Source organism: Paenibacillus sp. Y660, assembly GCF_057221575.1.
The window spans coordinates 496,591-512,367 of sequence record NZ_JBXBBJ010000001.1 but is presented as its reverse complement, the minus strand read 5'-3'; the positions used below and the strand labels follow the sequence as shown (position 1 = coordinate 512,367).

Sequence of the window (15,777 nt, the reverse complement as noted above, 5' to 3'; positions counted from 1 at the left end):
CACAAGACCGCCATTTGCTCAGCCTGCCCTCCTTACGATACAATGATTGCAGCATCATTATGGAGCTTGAAAGGGGCAATATTCAATGAGTGAAGCAGCACAAACATTAGAAGGCTGGTACGCGCTGCATGATTTCCGCAGCATCGATTGGACCGCATGGCGCTTAGCCGATGAAAGCGAGCGCAGCCGCGCGCTGGACGAGCTGCAATCCTTTTTGCAGCAATGGGCAGCGGTTGAGGAAAATAAGCAAGGCAGCACCGCCGTATATTCAATCATTGGCCAAAAGGCTGATTTCGTATTCATGCATTTGCGCGAGACGCTAGAGGACCTGAGCGCAATCGAGACGGCATTCAACAAAACGACGTTCGCAAGCTTCACCTACCCGGTGCATTCCTATGTAAGCGTAGTGGAGCTGAGCAACTACATGGCACAGCCGGGCTCGGATCCGATGCAAAACCCGGATATTATCGCTAGACTGAAGCCAACGCTTCCGAAAGCGAACCACATTTGCTTCTATCCGATGAACAAACGCCGCGATGGCCAAGATAATTGGTATATGCTCAGCATGGACGAGCGCAAAACACTCATGCGCAGCCACGGCATGATCGGTCGCCAGTACGCAGGCAAAGTGAAACAAATCATTACCGGCTCCGTTGGCTTCGACAACTGGGAGTGGGGCGTTACGCTGTTCGCCGACGATGCGCTTCAATTTAAAAAGCTGATTTATGAAATGCGCTTTGATGAAGTGAGCGCTCGCTACGCGGATTTCGGCGAGTTTTATGTCGGCAACCTGCTAAGCAGCGACAAATTCGCAGCCTTGCTTCAGCTATAATCAAAGACAGTCCAAGCCTCCTTGTTCAACCGGCTCGGACTGTCTTTTCTCTTTTTTCAGGTCGCCTTCTCCTAATTCAATACATTTAAACGCGCTATTATAATTATGCACGACGATCATTTCAGCCAGCCCCCGATTAGGGAAACCCCGATCAAGCAGCTTCAATCCGCCGGAGGTACATGAGATATGGTGATACAACTTGTAAGATAACATTCTGCTGCGGTAGAGATGAGCGTTATCCAAATAGGAATAGTCATCGCCAAATCGAAATGCCAGAAAGCTATGCTCATACTCCAAGTCATAGTACATGCTTCCTTCAATATCGATCAAATAAGGCCCCAGCTTATCATTCACAATGACATGGTCTGGACCCAGTTCGCCATGAATAAAGCTTGGTTTAATCTACATTTTCTCCTCATTTCCTTTACATGAGGATAACCAACTGTTTGATAGCCTTTCCAATATCAATTGGGATATCGAGCAAGGATTGTTTGCAACAAAAAGACTTCCGCCCTGATCAGCATACGATGCTGTTTCATTAGCGAAAGCCTTTATTTATTAGTTATCTTCCTCTTCGTCCTCATCACCATTGGAGCCGAGGCGCTTTGCTTCCAAATACTCTTGCGTCGCGCGATCGCGCTCTCTGCCTTTGTCCTTCAGCCGCTCGATTGCCGGCTGAATGAGCAGGTCCACTTCCTTTTGCACCGTGTAGGCCAAGTCGTACCGCGTTTGTGATTCCAGGAAGGAACCGACCTCCATCAATGCGTTATAACGGTCTAGTTCATCTCTCGTCAACAAGCCGCGAACTTGAACGCTGCAGTGACGCATTATAGAAATTTCCCTTTACGCAAAACGAGCGGTATGCCGCCGATGATGAACAGGTAACGCAGATCGATCGCTTTCTTCAACCACGCTGCAATGCGGCCTTTATATTTTTTGCCGAAGGCGATGCCGATTGCTTCGCCTTTGCCAAGGGATGCTACCGTACCTTTGTTGCTGAACGTGAAGCTCTTCGGCGGCTGATTGCGAATTGATGCAACCAGGTTATGCGCGCAAACGACGCCTTGCTGCATCGCGATTTGAGCAGTCGGCGGGTAGGGACGCCCTTCCGGGTTGAACATCAGCGAGTTGTCGCCTACGATGTAGATGTTGTCATTGCCAGGAACGCGAAGGAATTCATCGACTTTTACGCGTCCGCGCATCGTTTCAAAGCCAGCCTCTTCAATGAGGCGGTTACCGCGAATACCACCGGTCCAAATGACAGTAGCCGATTTGATTTCTTCGCCTTCGCCGACAACTACGCCCTCGGGCGAGCATTCTTTGATTGCTGTGCCAATGCGGAACGTAACACCCTTCTTCGTCAATACGTCCATGCCGTATTCAACAAGCTCGGGATCGAAGCCAGGAAGCGCCGTAGGAGCCGCTTCGATATTGTAGATTTTCACAAGCCCTGGATCGACGTCAAATTGCTTGCACAGCTCAGGAATACGGTCGGATAGCTCGCCGACGAACTCGATGCCAGTGAAGCCTGCGCCGCCTACTACAAACGTCAAATAATCCGTACGGTGAGGCTCACGCTTGTAACGGGCAAATTGATATTCAATATGTTCGCGGATCAAGCGAACCGAGTTAATGCTGCGGATGTTCATGGCATGCTCGCCGAGGCCGGGAATACCGAATGTCTCAGGCTCGCCGCCGAGGCCGATGACCAAATAATCGTAAGACAGCGTGCCGTCCTCGAGAATCACTTTTTTATCTTGCGGACGAATTTGAACGACTGTCGATTTCACGAAATCGATTTTAAATTCGTCAATCAATTTGGAGATGCTTACACGGGCATTTTCCGGATTGTCCGTGCCTGCAGCCGGCATATGAAGATGTGTCGTAATATAGTGGTAGTCATGTTTATTGACTAAAGTAACGTCAGCTTCATTGTAATTTAATTCTTTTTGCAAACGAAGCGCAGTCAAAACGCCGCCGTACCCTGCGCCAAGAATAACGATTTTTGGTATGTTGCTCATCGTTTAATCCCATCCATTCCTAATTTATCTTTGTAGTTGTACATTGTGAAAAATTACACAAGCTAAACCGAAGTATGATAATTATAAGTTCAGTTTGTTCTATTTAAAGCGTTTTTATCAATGAATCTCTTGCGAGTAAGCAACAGTTTCGTTACCTTTTGCAACCAGTCCCGTGCATACATACATCAGAAATTCTACATAGTTTTAAGTAAAAGTTCAAGGGCAAAATATACGAAATTGTTTAGAACTCTATACAAATTAATCATTTCCTTCTTCATCTGTGAAAGTTTATAATAAAAATCGTATAGCTTAGCTTATAAAGTGGAGGTGGCTTCAATTGTCTAATGCCTTAACAGCCGAAAACCCCGTCGATATCATTATCATCGGTGGTGGCCCTGCTGGGTTGTTCGCAGCTTTCTATGGCGGTATGCGCCAAGCGTCAGTCAAACTTATTGAGAGCATGCCCCAGCTTGGCGGTCAGCTCGCAGCGCTTTACCCTGAAAAATATATTTACGACGTTGCTGGTTTTCCGAAGGTTACTGCTCAAGAGCTGGTTGACCGTCTCAAGGAACAGCTCGATCATTTCAAACCGGAGATTTGTCTGGAGGAGAAGGTGACGAACGTCATCAAGCACGATGAGCGCCTCTTTGAAATTATAACAGACAAAACCAAACATTATGCTAAAGCGGTTATCATTACTGCAGGAGTTGGCGCATTTGAGCCGCGGCGCTTAGAACTGCCGGAGGCCGCTCGATTCGAGAAAAAAAACCTTCATTATTTTGTCGGCGATTTGCAGCGTTTTAAGGGGCAAAAGGTGCTTGTTAGCGGCGGAGGCGATTCAGCTGTGGATTGGTCGCTTATGCTTGAGCCTATTGCAGAGAGCGTGACGCTGATCCATCGCCGAGATAAATTCCGCGCGCATGAGCATAGCGTGGAGAACCTTATGAACTCGAGCGTAAACGTGCTTACACCAAAGGAAATTACGGCGCTTCATGGCGAAGAGTACATTAATAGGGTTACCTTAACGGATATTAAAACTGCAGAAGCTATCGAACTGGATGTTGATGCCGTCATCGTTAACTTTGGCTTCATTTCATCTCTGGGGCCGATAGCAGAATGGGGAATCGATATTCAAGGCGGCTCCATTATCGTGGATACTCGGATGGAAACGAATATTTCGGGTATTTTCGCGGCAGGCGATGTAACGACCTATCCGGGCAAGCTCAAGCTTATCGCTGTAGGCTTCGGAGAGGCTCCAACCGCCATAAACAATGCGAAGGTGTATGTAGATCCTAGCGCAAAGCTGTCGCCTGGCCATAGCAGCAATATGAAGCTTTAATTCACTCCATTTATATTCCTTTTAAAAAAAATAACATAAGGGTATCCTAATCTTGGCCCATTCAATTCATTGCACCTACTGCATACATATGCAAGGTGTGCCAAGGAGGATACCCTTATGTTTTGTCCCGTTTGCAACGGAATTCAATCTCTGCATATACGCTGCTCCTCTTGCGATGGCGCAATTGTAGATTGCGGTCGTTCATCTGATCTAACAGGTCCTTATGCTCCCTACGAGCAGATCGAAGTCGAGCCGTTGCTAAGTGATGTGCATGTACAGGATTCTTCATCCTGCAAGCATCTTCTATATTGCTCGACCTGCAAGCAAACAACCGAAGTTTCGGTTACGGAATGGTAATCATGTTGTCGGAGCAAAGGTTATGACTTGCGTTAAGCGGTAATTTTGGCGGTCTCCGGATTCATGCGCCTGCGCTTCAATTCGATAGCTAGCATTCGAATAAATTCTTGCTCTAATTCAAATTGAATAGCTGCATAATAAGTGTCTACTAACATTTCGTCAGACAGTAGCTCCATACTACACACCCTTTCTTCCATCCTTTGGTTAATTCTTAATTATAGTAGCATGGCACTATTGGAAGGACAACAGTCCTAGTTATTCACAAGATGTTGTGGATACGATGTGCATAGTGTGTGTATACCCTTCGAACAATGAGTAAAATCAGGGTGGATAATGTGGATATAGTTATCCACAGGACATTTTTACATCATCTCAATAAAAAACTTTAATCACAATCTATGAATCTATTAATGGAATATATTGACGCCAATCCCTTTTTTCATCACTAGATTGCATGCAACTGCATAAAAAAAGCCCCAAAGGGGCTAATTGTTAAGTTATCCTTGTAGTATCACTTCGTATTGCTCTTTATCGATCCAAGAGGAAGCCGCAAAATCTCTGCCGCGCACGACAACCTTATCCTCGTAAACGTCAACATAATAGCCTTGGCTGCCCTCTTTGTAGACATCCTCATTCGTCCATAAATACGCAACTGATGCCGCATTAAATATGGTAGCGGTTTTGCCGTTTCCTGCAAAGCAAGCATGACCTGCTTCCAGCTCCCAATGCGTATGGCCGTTAAACATTATCGTTTGAGGATGTTTAGCTAGAATCGCCTTCAGCTCTTCATCTTGTATGACGCCATGCCAGCCTTGCCCTTCGAGCGAGCCGGCAACCGTATCCTTCAGCGGCTGATGCAGAAATAAAAACACAGGCTTTGCTTGGGATGCTTCCTCGCCAAGCTTTTGATCTAGCCATGAGAGCTGCTCCTCCGTCAAATATGCAAAGTCCTTCAAGCCGCCTTGCTCGGAGCCAAGAAATATAAAATGATAGCCATGCAGCCATTTATCATAATAAGCTCCGCTCATACCCGTATACGATTCATAGAGCTTAAGCTGGCTGCTCCATTCGCCAAGAAATAGATCATGATTGCCAAGTATGAACTGTATATTCGGCAGTCCGGCCTTGCAAGTCTCCCAAATGCGAACGAATTCCTCGTACTCGGTGCGAAGCCCATGATCCGTTACGTCCCCGACATGCATAATGCCTATGCTATTTGTCGAATGGGCGGCAATATCGTTCAGCGCTTGCTCCAAATGCCTGTTATAAATATGATCCCGCTCAGGCGTGACATGGGTGTCTGTTATTACCTGAAAGCTAATGATGGGGGACTGCATCCTCTTCCTCTCCCATTCTTCCTATAATTAATGGCTTTTTACACTCATATTCAAGCCCACGACTCCAACTACGATAACAAAGATCCACAGCAGCGAAGAGAGGGGAAGTTTCTCATGAAAAATGATAAAGCTAACCATTGTAATTAGGATGATGCCAATACCTGACCAAATCGCATAGGCAACACTCACATTCATATAAGAAAGCGCGAAGTTAAGCATCGTAAAGCTGGCTCCATAAAATAAAAACATAAGTACAGACGGCCAAAATCGCGAGAAGCCCGCCGAATATTTCATCGAAACGGTTCCCGACAGTTCAAGCACGATTGCAAGCAGCAGAAATGTCCAGCCCCAACCCATTTCAGTCTTCATGAGCTTGACTCCTCAAACTTAGCTGCGTGTATGATCCAATTACTTCTTTGGCGTTTGAAAGCAGTGGATGGGTGCTGCAGTTTTCCCCTACGTCAGCGATGCCGACCGTTACAGCGGCTCCCGCCGCTAGTCCCATCCGCATATCTCCATTGGTATCGCCAATAATAGCAGCCTCAGAGCAGTCAATAGCCAGCTTCCGGCATGCAAGCTGAAGCATATCAGGGAAAGGCTTGCCCCTCTCTACCAGATCATTGCCGATCACAACATCAAAATAGGTTCGAATGCCAAGCCATTCCAAATGCTTGTTTGCAGCCTCTGTTTCATCTGCGGTGACAACACCAAGCTTAATCCCATGGTTCTTGCAGCTCTTCAGAAAATCAATGCTGCCGGGAAGCGGACGAGCTGGGCGCAAGCGCTCCAGCTCAATATCCGCGTGCTTCTTGCATTGCTGAACAATCTCCATCGCTTCGGCCCAAGACAAGCCTTCGCTGTATAACTGCCAAGCAATTACGGCGTACAAGTCCTGCATCGTCCCCATGGCAAGCGGGCCATTCCGATCATAATCGATGATCCTGTTGTCAATTCCATGCTTTGTTCCCCAAAGGGTTGGTATTCGATCTGGTTGAATGGTCATTCCTCGACGCTTTAGCTGTTGCTTCAATTCACTAAAAACAGACTCGCTCCAGCAGCCCCACATCGCGATAAAGTCGAGCAGCGTTCCATCCTTATCGAACAAGATGCCTGCCACCTTATATGCTCGATTGTTTATCATTAAGTTAGGCATATTTCATCTCTCCTATTTTAACCTGTCAAGCTCCTTCTGCGCCGTTTCCTTTGCTTCTTTGAGCGCTTTCTCGGCAGAAATATTTCCGATTTGCACTTTATCTGCCGCAATTTTGAGCGCATCATTGATTTTACCGCCTGTTGGATCCTGGAATGGCGCGGATGCATGGGCAGCCTGCATGAGCGGCACTTTAATTTGAGGATTTTTCTCGCCGAATGCTTTATATTCCGCATCCTCCAGCGCGGATGACCGAACTGCGATATAGCCCGTGCTGATGGACCATGAAGCTGTATTTTTTGTTTCCGAGAAGAACGTCAGCCATTTGTATGCAGCAGCCTTTTGCTCTTCACTAACACCAGCCGGTATGCCTGCCATAATTGCGCTTGCTACCGGTTTCCCAGCGCCAATTCCGTCCCAGCCCGGTTGTTCCATTGCTGCCACGATATTGAAATCCAGATCGCCTTGGTCGCCGCTTGAGCCGATGTAGCCTGCAGCTTGTCCCTTCATTACATCATCGATCGTTTTGTACCAATACTCCCAGCCTTGTCCGCCGGAGTGGATCGTCATAATTTGATCTTCATGAATCCATTTGCGGAACAGCTCCCACGTCTCAATCCATTCCGGAGAGTCGATCATAACCGTTTTGCCGTCTTCGCTAAGAACAGTGCCACCCTTACTAAATACGGCGTCCATCATATTTTCCCTGCCCCACATCGGTTCCCATCCGTAAAAGCTTGTTTTGCCGTCAGCTTTAACCGTCATCTTCGTTGCGGCAGCCGCCAAGCCTTCCCAAGTCTTGAAATCGTCTGGCGTCAATCCGCTCTTCTCAAGCGCGTCCTTACGGTAATACATGACTTGCGTCGTGCCATACATTGGAAGGAAAAATTGCTTGCCGTCCAGTTGGCCCTGCTCAAGAAACGTTTGTACAAAATCCTCTTTATTAAATGCAGCATCAGCAGCAATCAAATCGCTCATATCGGCGAATAGCCCTTTTTGAGCCCAGTTCATATTGGAGGAAAGAACGGCAGCCGGAGGCTGCTTAGCCGCAATCGCAGCCTGAAGCTTCTGCTCCGTTTCGGTGTAATCCGCTTGGGCGATCCCATTAACGATTACCTCGTTCTGCGAGCTGTTGAATAATTCGATTTTTTCTTTCATCGTATCGCCAAGCTTGCCGCCAAGCCCGTACCAGAACTCAATTGTCACAGGCTCCTTTGGAGCAGGTGCAACGGTCGCATCATCTGTTGCGTTAGCAGTTGCGTTAGCGCCGCTATTCGCATTTGAATTTGTGTTGCCCGAGTTTTGTCCGCAAGCTGCCAGTACCGCAAAGCATAATACCATCATAAGAGCCAAGCCTTGTTTCATTTTCAACATTGTCATTGATTCCTCCACTCAATTTGTGTAAGCCAAAAGCCATTTTCTTGATTGAATTACCCTTTGTTAACGCCAACCGACATATTGAAGCTTTTCATAATCGTCTTCTGCGCAAATAGAAACAATACGAGCAGAGGTATAATCGTAAATGAGCTCGCCGCCATAATTAGCGGCCATTTCAACCCATATGCCCCTCCTTCCACGAAGAAGCTTCTTAGGCCGGCCGATACAAGCTGCAGGTTGGGATTTTTGGTAATCAGCATTGGCCAGAAATAGTTATTATAATGATCAATGAACGTAATAAGAGCGAGCACGATGAAGGAGGAACGCGTAACGGGAACAAGAATCGCCCACAAAATCCGCATATGCGACGCACCATCGATTTGCCCTGCTTCTACCAGCTCATGTGATACCTGCAAAAAGGCTTGCCTGATCAAAAAAATGGAAAACACGCTGACACAATTGGATAAAATCAGTCCGGCATACGAATCCAAAAGCTGCAGCTTTGCCAAAATCATATAGCTCGGCAAGTAAACCGCTGTGTTCGGAATCATGTAGCCAAGCATGATGATGGCCGTAATGGCCTTCTTTAGTCGAAACCTCATATGCGTCAAGGCATAGGCCATCATCGCTGAATTTAAAGCTTGAAGCAGAACGATGACAGAAGCTACTACGATGCTGTTCGTTAAATAGAGCCAGAACGGAGCCTCTAGCCACGCTGCGAGAAAATTGCCCCACTGCGGAGAGCTCGGCCAAAACGTTGGCGGAAATTGCCAAATTTCATCATTTGTTTTGAGCGCGCTTGTTATCATCCAATAGAATGGAAATGCCATAACGGCACTGCACAGCAGCAGAAACAAATGCCTGATCGTTCGCCGAAAAACATGATTAGCTGACATTGCAATAATTCTCCTCTCCATGCGGCTTACAATTATGAGCTGTAATGAACCGTTTTACGGCCTATGGCAAAGGAAACGATCGAAAGCAGCATACAGGCAATCACGAGCACGACCGCCACAGAGGATGCTTCACCGATGTCAAACGACTCAAAGGCCGATTGATAATACATATAAAGAAGCGTTCTCGTCGAGCCGGCAGGTCCTCCCTGCGTAAGCACATTAATTTGATCGTAGGCTTGCAATGCCGATATGGTTTGTACAATAAATAGAAAGAAGGTAGTTGGCGATATAAGCGGTATCGTAATATGCATAAGCTTGCTCCAGCTTCCCGCACCATCCAGCTCGCCTGCCTGAAGCAGCTCGCGCGGGACATTTTGCAAGGCGACCAAATAAAACACCATCGTCCAGCCCATCAGCTTCCATACGGTAACGATCAGCACGCCTGCAAGCGCCCAGCTCGTATCCTGAAGCCAACCTACTCCATCAAAGCCGAACCAGCGCAGCACCGTATTAGCCATGCCGACTTTAGGCTCGAATATCCACGACCAGACGATAGATACGGCAACCGTTGGCGTAACCCATGGGGAGAACATGAGGGTGCGGTATACGGCGGAGCCCTTCATCGACCGGTTAAGCAGCAGCGCAAGCACGAGTCCCAGAGCCATAACCGGAAGCACGCTTCCGATACAGAAGAGCAGCGTTACGCCAAGCGATTGGTAGAAGGCCGGGTTGTCGAACAGATAAATGTAATTCTCAAAACCAACAAATGTTTTGACCGGACTCATAAAGTCCCAATCGGTAAAGCTCAAATAAAAAATAGTTCCGAGCGGGATCATCCAAAATACGATCAATGGAATCAAAGCTGGCAGCGTAAATAATAGAGCCTTCCATTCCTTAGCCATATCGCGTTTAATCATCTCCTATTTATCGTTCAATTTTTTCTTAACATTTGCTATAAATATCGTTAATATTGGATACACACCTCGACTGTTCAAAAATTATTGTACACTCAGTTTAAAACAGCTGCGTTATCTGAACGTCAACGCCTGTTAAAGATCTTGTAAAAGTTTCGTCTTTCTTTAAGGCTTTCTAATCATCCATTCATGATGCTGATGCTGTATAATGAATCATAAAATATAGTCTTGCAGGTGATGATGTGAAAAGAGCTTCAACCAGTGATCAGGACGGTTCCCCAGTGACTCAAGAGCAAATAAGAGGAAAAATAATAGATGCCATTGCCAAGACAATGGATTTATACGGGGCTAACTATTCATTCGGACAGCTTTACGGCATTATGTTTTTTGAGGATAAACCGATGACGCTCGAGGAAATGAAGCAGCAAATGAATATGAGCAAAAGCAATATGAGCTATGCGGTTCGTTCCTTAATGGATTCAAAAATGATTATGAAATTGGATGAGAAGCTCGATCGCAAAGATTTATATGTAGCGGAGACTGACTTTTTTCAAGCGTTTCAGAACTTTTTTGCTTCCAAGCTGCAGCGCGAGATCGATGTAATGCTAGAAGCTATTAACGAGGTTATCCCTTCCTTGTCTGAAATCATTTTGGATATCGAAACCGGAGAAGAGGAACGCCAGCTCTGCCTAAAGGATTTGCATAAGCTGCGGCACGGCGTCGAATATTACAGCTGGCTTCAGCAGTTTGTCGACGGGCTGAGGGACGGTCAATTTTTTCGGCAAAATGAGCCTAATTCCGATCAATAGCCAATCACAAACAAAAAGGGTGCCGCAGAAGTGTATTTGACTTCTGGGCACCCTTTTGTAGTGGCTTGTTTATTGAGGCTTCGTATTTACCTCGAATATCCAAATCCTCCCCTGCTTATCAAGACCGTAATCGAAGCCAAGCTGGGCAAAGCCCGGATATTTGGATTCGAGAACATCCGTTGATAACGCAGTGAGCTCACGCATCTTCTGCTTCTTCTCTTCAACCAGCGCGGATGACAACGATCTGCTAATGCTGTTGGCAGCCGTTACGAGCGAGCCTCCTCGGCATAAATTCGTTACGAACAGCCCTTTTCTGGCGATTCGTCCGACCATTGCGCGAATGACCCAGCCATTCTCCGTCTTCACGTATTTCACCCGATAATCGATCGGCCTGCCGTCTACCGTTGCCAAATAGATCCCTTTTTGAATGAGATAGGCACGGCCCTTGCGTTGTTTGTTAAGCGCACCTATTAACGCTGAGAAACTAGCAAATCGCTTCGTCTGCGAATAATAAGTATAGGCATAACCATCGCCGCTGCGCGTAACCTTCATTACACCATGTCCGCCTGCTCCGACCACCGGCTTCACGACCACCATTTGATACGTATCCAGCATGCTTCTAAGATTGTTTGCCGTAAATGTTCTTGTAGGCGGAATGTGCGGTGCGATGCTGGGATGGGTAAGCAATGCCGCAGTCTTGGTCCACTTGTTAGCTAGCAATCTACCATTATGTCCACCCAATGCATTCTCTCTCCTTTCCTATCGCTTCATTTATAGCATATGACAGTGTACTACCTGTCTCTTGGATGAATGGCGGAGGTTAGGAGCCTTTATTCGTGAGCTTTGCTATATTAAGAAGCTAGAATCGCAAGCTTCATCTCGATTTGTACCAATTGACTTTTCCGGCCTTACGATCATCAAAAATAAGATGATAACCGGAATTACCGTATTCACCGTTCCCAAAACGTTCCACCGCTTTAAATAGCTCTTATTCTCTTCATAACAAAAAACCGGCAAACAGCCCGTTTAGCTTGGACGCTGCTTGCCGGTATACATATTGCTACTTGTCTGATTGCTTCTCAAGCGCCGCCTTAAGCTTGTCCGCCAAGCTGTTCGACATCGACGTATTATCGCTATATTGCTCGATAAGCTTTTGATTTTGCTTCCGATTGGCTTTGCCGCCGCCCTGCTTGTCGCCGAGCATTTCGATCACATTGCAAGGTTTGCATTGTGCGTATTTGCCTGCTTTCCCGTCTTTAATTTCCATCTTCTTATGGCATTGCGGGCAGCGCTTATTGGAGAGCATAGGCTCCGCCGCACGCCGATAGCCGCATTCACGATCGGAGCAGACGAGCGACTTGCCGCGCTTTCCGTTAATTTCAAGCAGAGGCTTCTCACATTCGGGACAGCGGGAGTGCGTCAGGTTATGCGGCTTGTACTCCTTCGTCTCCGCAATAACCTCGGACACCCATTTCGCAGCCTGCTGACGAACATTTTTCATAAAGGCTGCCGGATCGCCTTTGCCCTTCGCAATACGTTCGAGCTCTTGCTCCCACTTGGCAGTCAGATCCGGGCTTCTCAGCTCGGTAACGACAAGCTCGATTAGCTGCTTGCCTTTGCCGGTTGGCATCAGCTTATTTTGCGTGCGCGTAATGGTATCTGTGCCGAGCAGCTTCTCAATAATATCGGCGCGCGTTGCAGGCGTGCCGAGGCTATGCTTCTCCATCCGTGTCAGCAGCGTCGCTTCCGTATATCTAGCAGGCGGCAGCGTGCGCAGCTCCCGCACCTTCTCTTGCTTGATCGACAGCGACTGGCCTAGCTTAAGAGGAGGAAGAAGCTGTGCGGGCTGGCGGTCGGCTTTGCTTTGTCCCGAATCACTGTCATCGTCTTCATCATCATCTTGGGTGGAAGCATAGGTGGCTGACTGATAAATTTCCTTCCAGCCCTTTTCCTTCTCGATTTTCCCCTTTGCGTAGAGGAGGTCTTTGCCTGCTGCGAGCACGACGCTTGTCTCGTCATAACGGTAAGGACCATAAAATAAAGCGATAAACCGCCGCACGATAAGATCGTACAGCTTGCGCTCATCATTGCTTAATGCCGCCAAGTTGACGAATTGCTCTGTAGGAATAATAGCATGATGATCTGTAACTTTGCTGTCATCCACAATTCTCTTTGTAACGGGAAGCTGCATTCTAATCAGCTTGCGGGCCAGCTGCGCATAAGGGCCGACAGCGATGCTCTCCAATCGCCCCTTCAAGGTGGGCACCATGTCGCTCGACAAATATCTGGAATCGGTACGCGGATAGGTGACAAGCTTATGCTGCTCATACAGCTTCTGAAGCACGTTGGACGTTTGCTTAGCCGAGAAGCCGAGCCGCTTGTTCGCATCCCGCTGCAGCTCGGTCAGATCATACGCCTGTGGATGCGGCTCCGATTTCTCAACCGTGCGAAGCTTGTCTACCTTAGCCGAGCCTTTCTGCAGCCTTGCGGCAATCGCGTCCGCCCCCGCTTTGTCCCATACTCGTCCATCATGCGAATCCTGCTCGCGCCATTGCGCGGAAAACGTGCCAAAATCAGCCGATACATTCCAGTAAGGCTGTGATTGGAACGACTGGATTTCCTGCTCCCGCTCCATCAGCATCGCCAGCGTAGGCGTTTGCACTCGGCCTGCGGCCAGCTGGGCATTATATTTTGTCGTCAGCGCTCTCGTAACATTAAGGCCAATCAGCCAATCTGCCTCCGCTCGGCAAACGGCCGACGCATACAAATTGTTGTAGTCCTTGCCGGGCTTCAGGCTGCTGAAGCCGTCTTTAATCGCCTTGTCCGTCTGCGACGAAATCCAAAGGCGCTTGAAGGGCTTGCGCCAATGGACAAGCTCCATAATCCAGCGTGCGACAAGCTCGCCTTCCCGTCCTGCATCGGTCGCGATAATAAGCTCGCTGATGTCCTGCCGCTTGCAAAGCTGTGCTACCGTGCGGAATTGCTGCGACGTTTCCTTCATCACCTTCAGATTCATTTTCGGAGGCAGCAGCGGCAAATCTTCCAAATTCCATGTCTTATATTTCGGATCGTATTCCTCCGGCTCTGCCAGTGTCACCAAATGACCCAGCGCCCAGGTTACGACATATTTAGAGCCTTCCATATACCCTTTTTGCTTCTGTCCACAGCCGAGCACGCGGGCAATTTCTTTGGCCACGCTCGGCTTTTCTGCTAATACAAGCGATTTCATTTGCGTTATTCGCTCCATTTCATTTAGATGCGCGATCTATTTTTTCTTATTAGAAAAACGCATCATTCACTATGACGAAACGATACCATAGGCTCGCTGCCTGCGCAACGCCTCAAGCTTCGGTCCCCCTTCCGTCGTTGCTTGGCCTGCTCTTGCTATTCCTCTAATTCTTGTGAATTTTGCTGCTAGAATGCGGGTGTGATATAGTAAATTCAGCTTATAAGTAAGCAGATTAAGAGCTAGGGAGCGTTGATGAATGAAGCTGCGTTTTGTTGCTATTGTTGTTGGCATCTTACTCGTATACAGCGGTATATCCTTCTATATCGGTTGGAATGGTTGGCTGTTCTTCTCTACTCTATTTAATTGGGAAAAAACGGGCTTCTACTCGCTCGTTGCCGGTTTAATCGCTTATTCGTACATGATCGGCAGGCTAGCATACCGAGCTCCGTTCAAACCCATTGCGGAAGCTTTCAAGCTGGTCGGCTCCTACTGGTTCGCCGTTCTCGAATACGCCGTGCTCATTTTGCCGCCTGCCAACATCATTTCTCTCCTCTTAAAAGCAGCCGGAGCCGAAAAATCGGTTTATGTCGTTGGTGTAGGCAGCATCGCCTTGCTCCTGATGGTCGTTCTGATCGTTCGCGGGACATGGAATGCGTGGAGTCCGATCATCCGCACCTACCACGTTCAAGTGCCGAAGCCTGCCGGGAAGCTGAAAAAGCTGCGCATTGCGATGGCATCCGACCTTCATTTGGGAACGATTGTCGGCAATCGGCACTTGAGGCGCTTAGTTTCTAAGGTGAAGCAGATCAAGCCGGATCTTATCCTGCTTCCCGGCGACATTTTGGATGATGATATCGAGCCATTTCTTCGTAAAAACATGTCTGCCGTGCTAGGCGAGTTGAACGCTCCTCTCGGCGTGTATGCGGTAACCGGCAATCATGAATACATCGGCAGGAAGGTGCCTGAATTCATAAAGGCAATGGATGCGATCGGCATTCGCGTTCTTATGGACGAGGCTGCGCTTATTGCAGACAGCTTCTACGTCATCGGCCGCAAGGATAAAGCGTCCGCAGGGTTCGGATCTGGCGGAAGGCTCCCTATCCACGATCTAATTGCGCCGCTCGATCAATCGAGGCCGCTCATTATGCTCGATCATCAGCCGTCCGATATCGCCAAAGCGTCCGAGAACGGCATCGACATATCCGTGTCCGGCCATACCCATCGCGGCCAAATGATGCCCAACCATCTCATAACGAGAAAAATGTTCGAGCTGGATTGGGGTTATTTAAAGAAAGGCGGGCTGCATGCGATCGTTTCGTCAGGCTTTGGCACATGGGGGCCTCCCGTACGGATCGGCAGCCGCTCTGAGGTAATTCATATTGAAGTAGAGTTCAGTTAGTAGCCGTTAATAGCAGCATAAAAAATAGCGGCATTACATGTACTTAATACTCTGATTAGCGGCTGCTAGAGCCGCTCACCGAGTAAAAAAGCCATATGATGCCGCTATTGTTGTTGC

At 47.9% G+C, this 15,777-nt stretch carries 17 protein-coding genes; 5 read left to right on the top strand and 12 right to left on the bottom strand.

What is annotated here, in order from left to right; translation table 11 throughout:
* Positions 1-85: 85 nt before the first annotated feature.
* Positions 86-832 (top strand): hydrogen peroxide-dependent heme synthase, encoded by a 747-nt coding sequence (gene hemQ / locus AC2TDN_RS02355; RefSeq protein ID WP_482064907.1) that lies wholly within the window; start codon positions 86-88, stop codon positions 830-832.
* On the opposite strand, the gene AC2TDN_RS02350 is transcribed toward hemQ, so the two are convergent.
* The 3 genes from AC2TDN_RS02350 to AC2TDN_RS02340 form a co-directional block, all read right to left on the bottom strand.
* Positions 833-1,186, bottom strand: a complete 354-nt coding sequence (locus AC2TDN_RS02350) for a hypothetical protein (RefSeq protein ID WP_484686896.1) — start codon at positions 1,184-1,186, stop codon at positions 833-835.
* A 204-nt stretch (positions 1,187-1,390) separates the two neighbouring features.
* Entirely contained in the window at positions 1,391-1,660 is a 270-nt protein-coding gene (locus tag AC2TDN_RS02345) for a hypothetical protein (protein WP_484686895.1), read from the bottom strand.
* On the bottom strand, positions 1,660-2,853 hold the full coding sequence (locus AC2TDN_RS02340; protein ID WP_482064909.1) for an NAD(P)/FAD-dependent oxidoreductase: 1,194 nt from the start codon (positions 2,851-2,853) through the stop codon (positions 1,660-1,662). Before AC2TDN_RS02340 ends, AC2TDN_RS02345 begins: the two co-directional genes overlap by 1 nt.
* Before the next feature lie 337 nt (positions 2,854-3,190).
* On the opposite strand from AC2TDN_RS02340, the gene AC2TDN_RS02335 reads away from it, so the two are divergent.
* Complete coding sequence (locus tag AC2TDN_RS02335) at positions 3,191-4,192, top strand: NAD(P)/FAD-dependent oxidoreductase (protein WP_484686894.1); 1,002 nt, start codon at positions 3,191-3,193, stop codon at positions 4,190-4,192.
* 117 nt (positions 4,193-4,309) lie between these two features.
* On the top strand, positions 4,310-4,549 hold the full coding sequence (locus tag AC2TDN_RS02330) for a hypothetical protein (RefSeq protein WP_484686893.1): 240 nt from the start codon (positions 4,310-4,312) through the stop codon (positions 4,547-4,549).
* 32 nt (positions 4,550-4,581) lie between these two features.
* Here AC2TDN_RS02330 and sda read toward each other — a convergent pair whose 3' ends face one another.
* The 7 genes from sda to AC2TDN_RS02295 form a co-directional block, all read right to left on the bottom strand.
* Entirely contained in the window at positions 4,582-4,725 is a 144-nt protein-coding gene (gene sda / locus AC2TDN_RS02325; RefSeq protein WP_482064912.1) for a sporulation histidine kinase inhibitor Sda, read from the bottom strand.
* 321 nt (positions 4,726-5,046) lie between these two features.
* Positions 5,047-5,886 carry a metallophosphoesterase family protein gene (locus tag AC2TDN_RS02320; protein WP_484686892.1) on the bottom strand — a complete coding sequence of 280 codons (840 nt, stop codon included), beginning with the start codon at positions 5,884-5,886 and terminating at the stop codon, positions 5,047-5,049.
* Between the two features lie 27 nt (positions 5,887-5,913).
* Complete coding sequence (locus tag AC2TDN_RS02315; protein ID WP_482064914.1) at positions 5,914-6,255, bottom strand: DMT family transporter; 342 nt, start codon at positions 6,253-6,255, stop codon at positions 5,914-5,916.
* Positions 6,245-7,039, bottom strand: a complete 795-nt coding sequence (locus AC2TDN_RS02310) for an HAD family hydrolase (protein ID WP_482064915.1) — start codon at positions 7,037-7,039, stop codon at positions 6,245-6,247. The genes AC2TDN_RS02315 and AC2TDN_RS02310 overlap by 11 nt, the downstream gene beginning before the upstream one ends.
* 12 nt (positions 7,040-7,051) lie before the next feature.
* A complete protein-coding gene (locus AC2TDN_RS02305) occupies positions 7,052-8,410 on the bottom strand; it encodes an ABC transporter substrate-binding protein (RefSeq protein ID WP_484686891.1) in 1,359 nt (452 codons plus the stop codon).
* A 56-nt stretch (positions 8,411-8,466) separates the two neighbouring features.
* Positions 8,467-9,309 (bottom strand): carbohydrate ABC transporter permease, encoded by an 843-nt coding sequence (locus AC2TDN_RS02300; protein ID WP_484686890.1) that lies wholly within the window; start codon positions 9,307-9,309, stop codon positions 8,467-8,469.
* A gap of 32 nt (positions 9,310-9,341) precedes the next feature.
* The gene (locus AC2TDN_RS02295) at positions 9,342-10,211 is read right to left on the bottom strand and encodes a carbohydrate ABC transporter permease (RefSeq protein ID WP_482064918.1); all 870 of its coding nucleotides are present in this window, start codon (positions 10,209-10,211) and stop codon (positions 9,342-9,344) included.
* A 293-nt stretch (positions 10,212-10,504) separates the two neighbouring features.
* Between AC2TDN_RS02295 and AC2TDN_RS02290 the strand changes: the two genes are divergently transcribed.
* Positions 10,505-11,032, top strand: a complete 528-nt coding sequence (locus AC2TDN_RS02290; protein WP_482064919.1) for a GbsR/MarR family transcriptional regulator — start codon at positions 10,505-10,507, stop codon at positions 11,030-11,032.
* A gap of 69 nt (positions 11,033-11,101) precedes the next feature.
* Here the strand turns inward: AC2TDN_RS02290 and AC2TDN_RS02285 are convergent, their stop codons facing one another.
* Both AC2TDN_RS02285 and AC2TDN_RS02280 read right to left on the bottom strand, forming a co-directional pair.
* Positions 11,102-11,773 (bottom strand): YheC/YheD family protein, encoded by a 672-nt coding sequence (locus tag AC2TDN_RS02285; protein WP_484686889.1) that lies wholly within the window; start codon positions 11,771-11,773, stop codon positions 11,102-11,104.
* Between the two features lie 319 nt (positions 11,774-12,092).
* A complete protein-coding gene (locus AC2TDN_RS02280; RefSeq protein ID WP_484686888.1) occupies positions 12,093-14,261 on the bottom strand; it encodes a DNA topoisomerase III in 2,169 nt (722 codons plus the stop codon).
* A gap of 256 nt (positions 14,262-14,517) precedes the next feature.
* On the opposite strand from AC2TDN_RS02280, the gene AC2TDN_RS02275 reads away from it, so the two are divergent.
* Entirely contained in the window at positions 14,518-15,660 is a 1,143-nt protein-coding gene (locus tag AC2TDN_RS02275) for a metallophosphoesterase (RefSeq protein ID WP_484686887.1), read from the top strand.
* Positions 15,661-15,777: the final 117 nt, after the last annotated feature.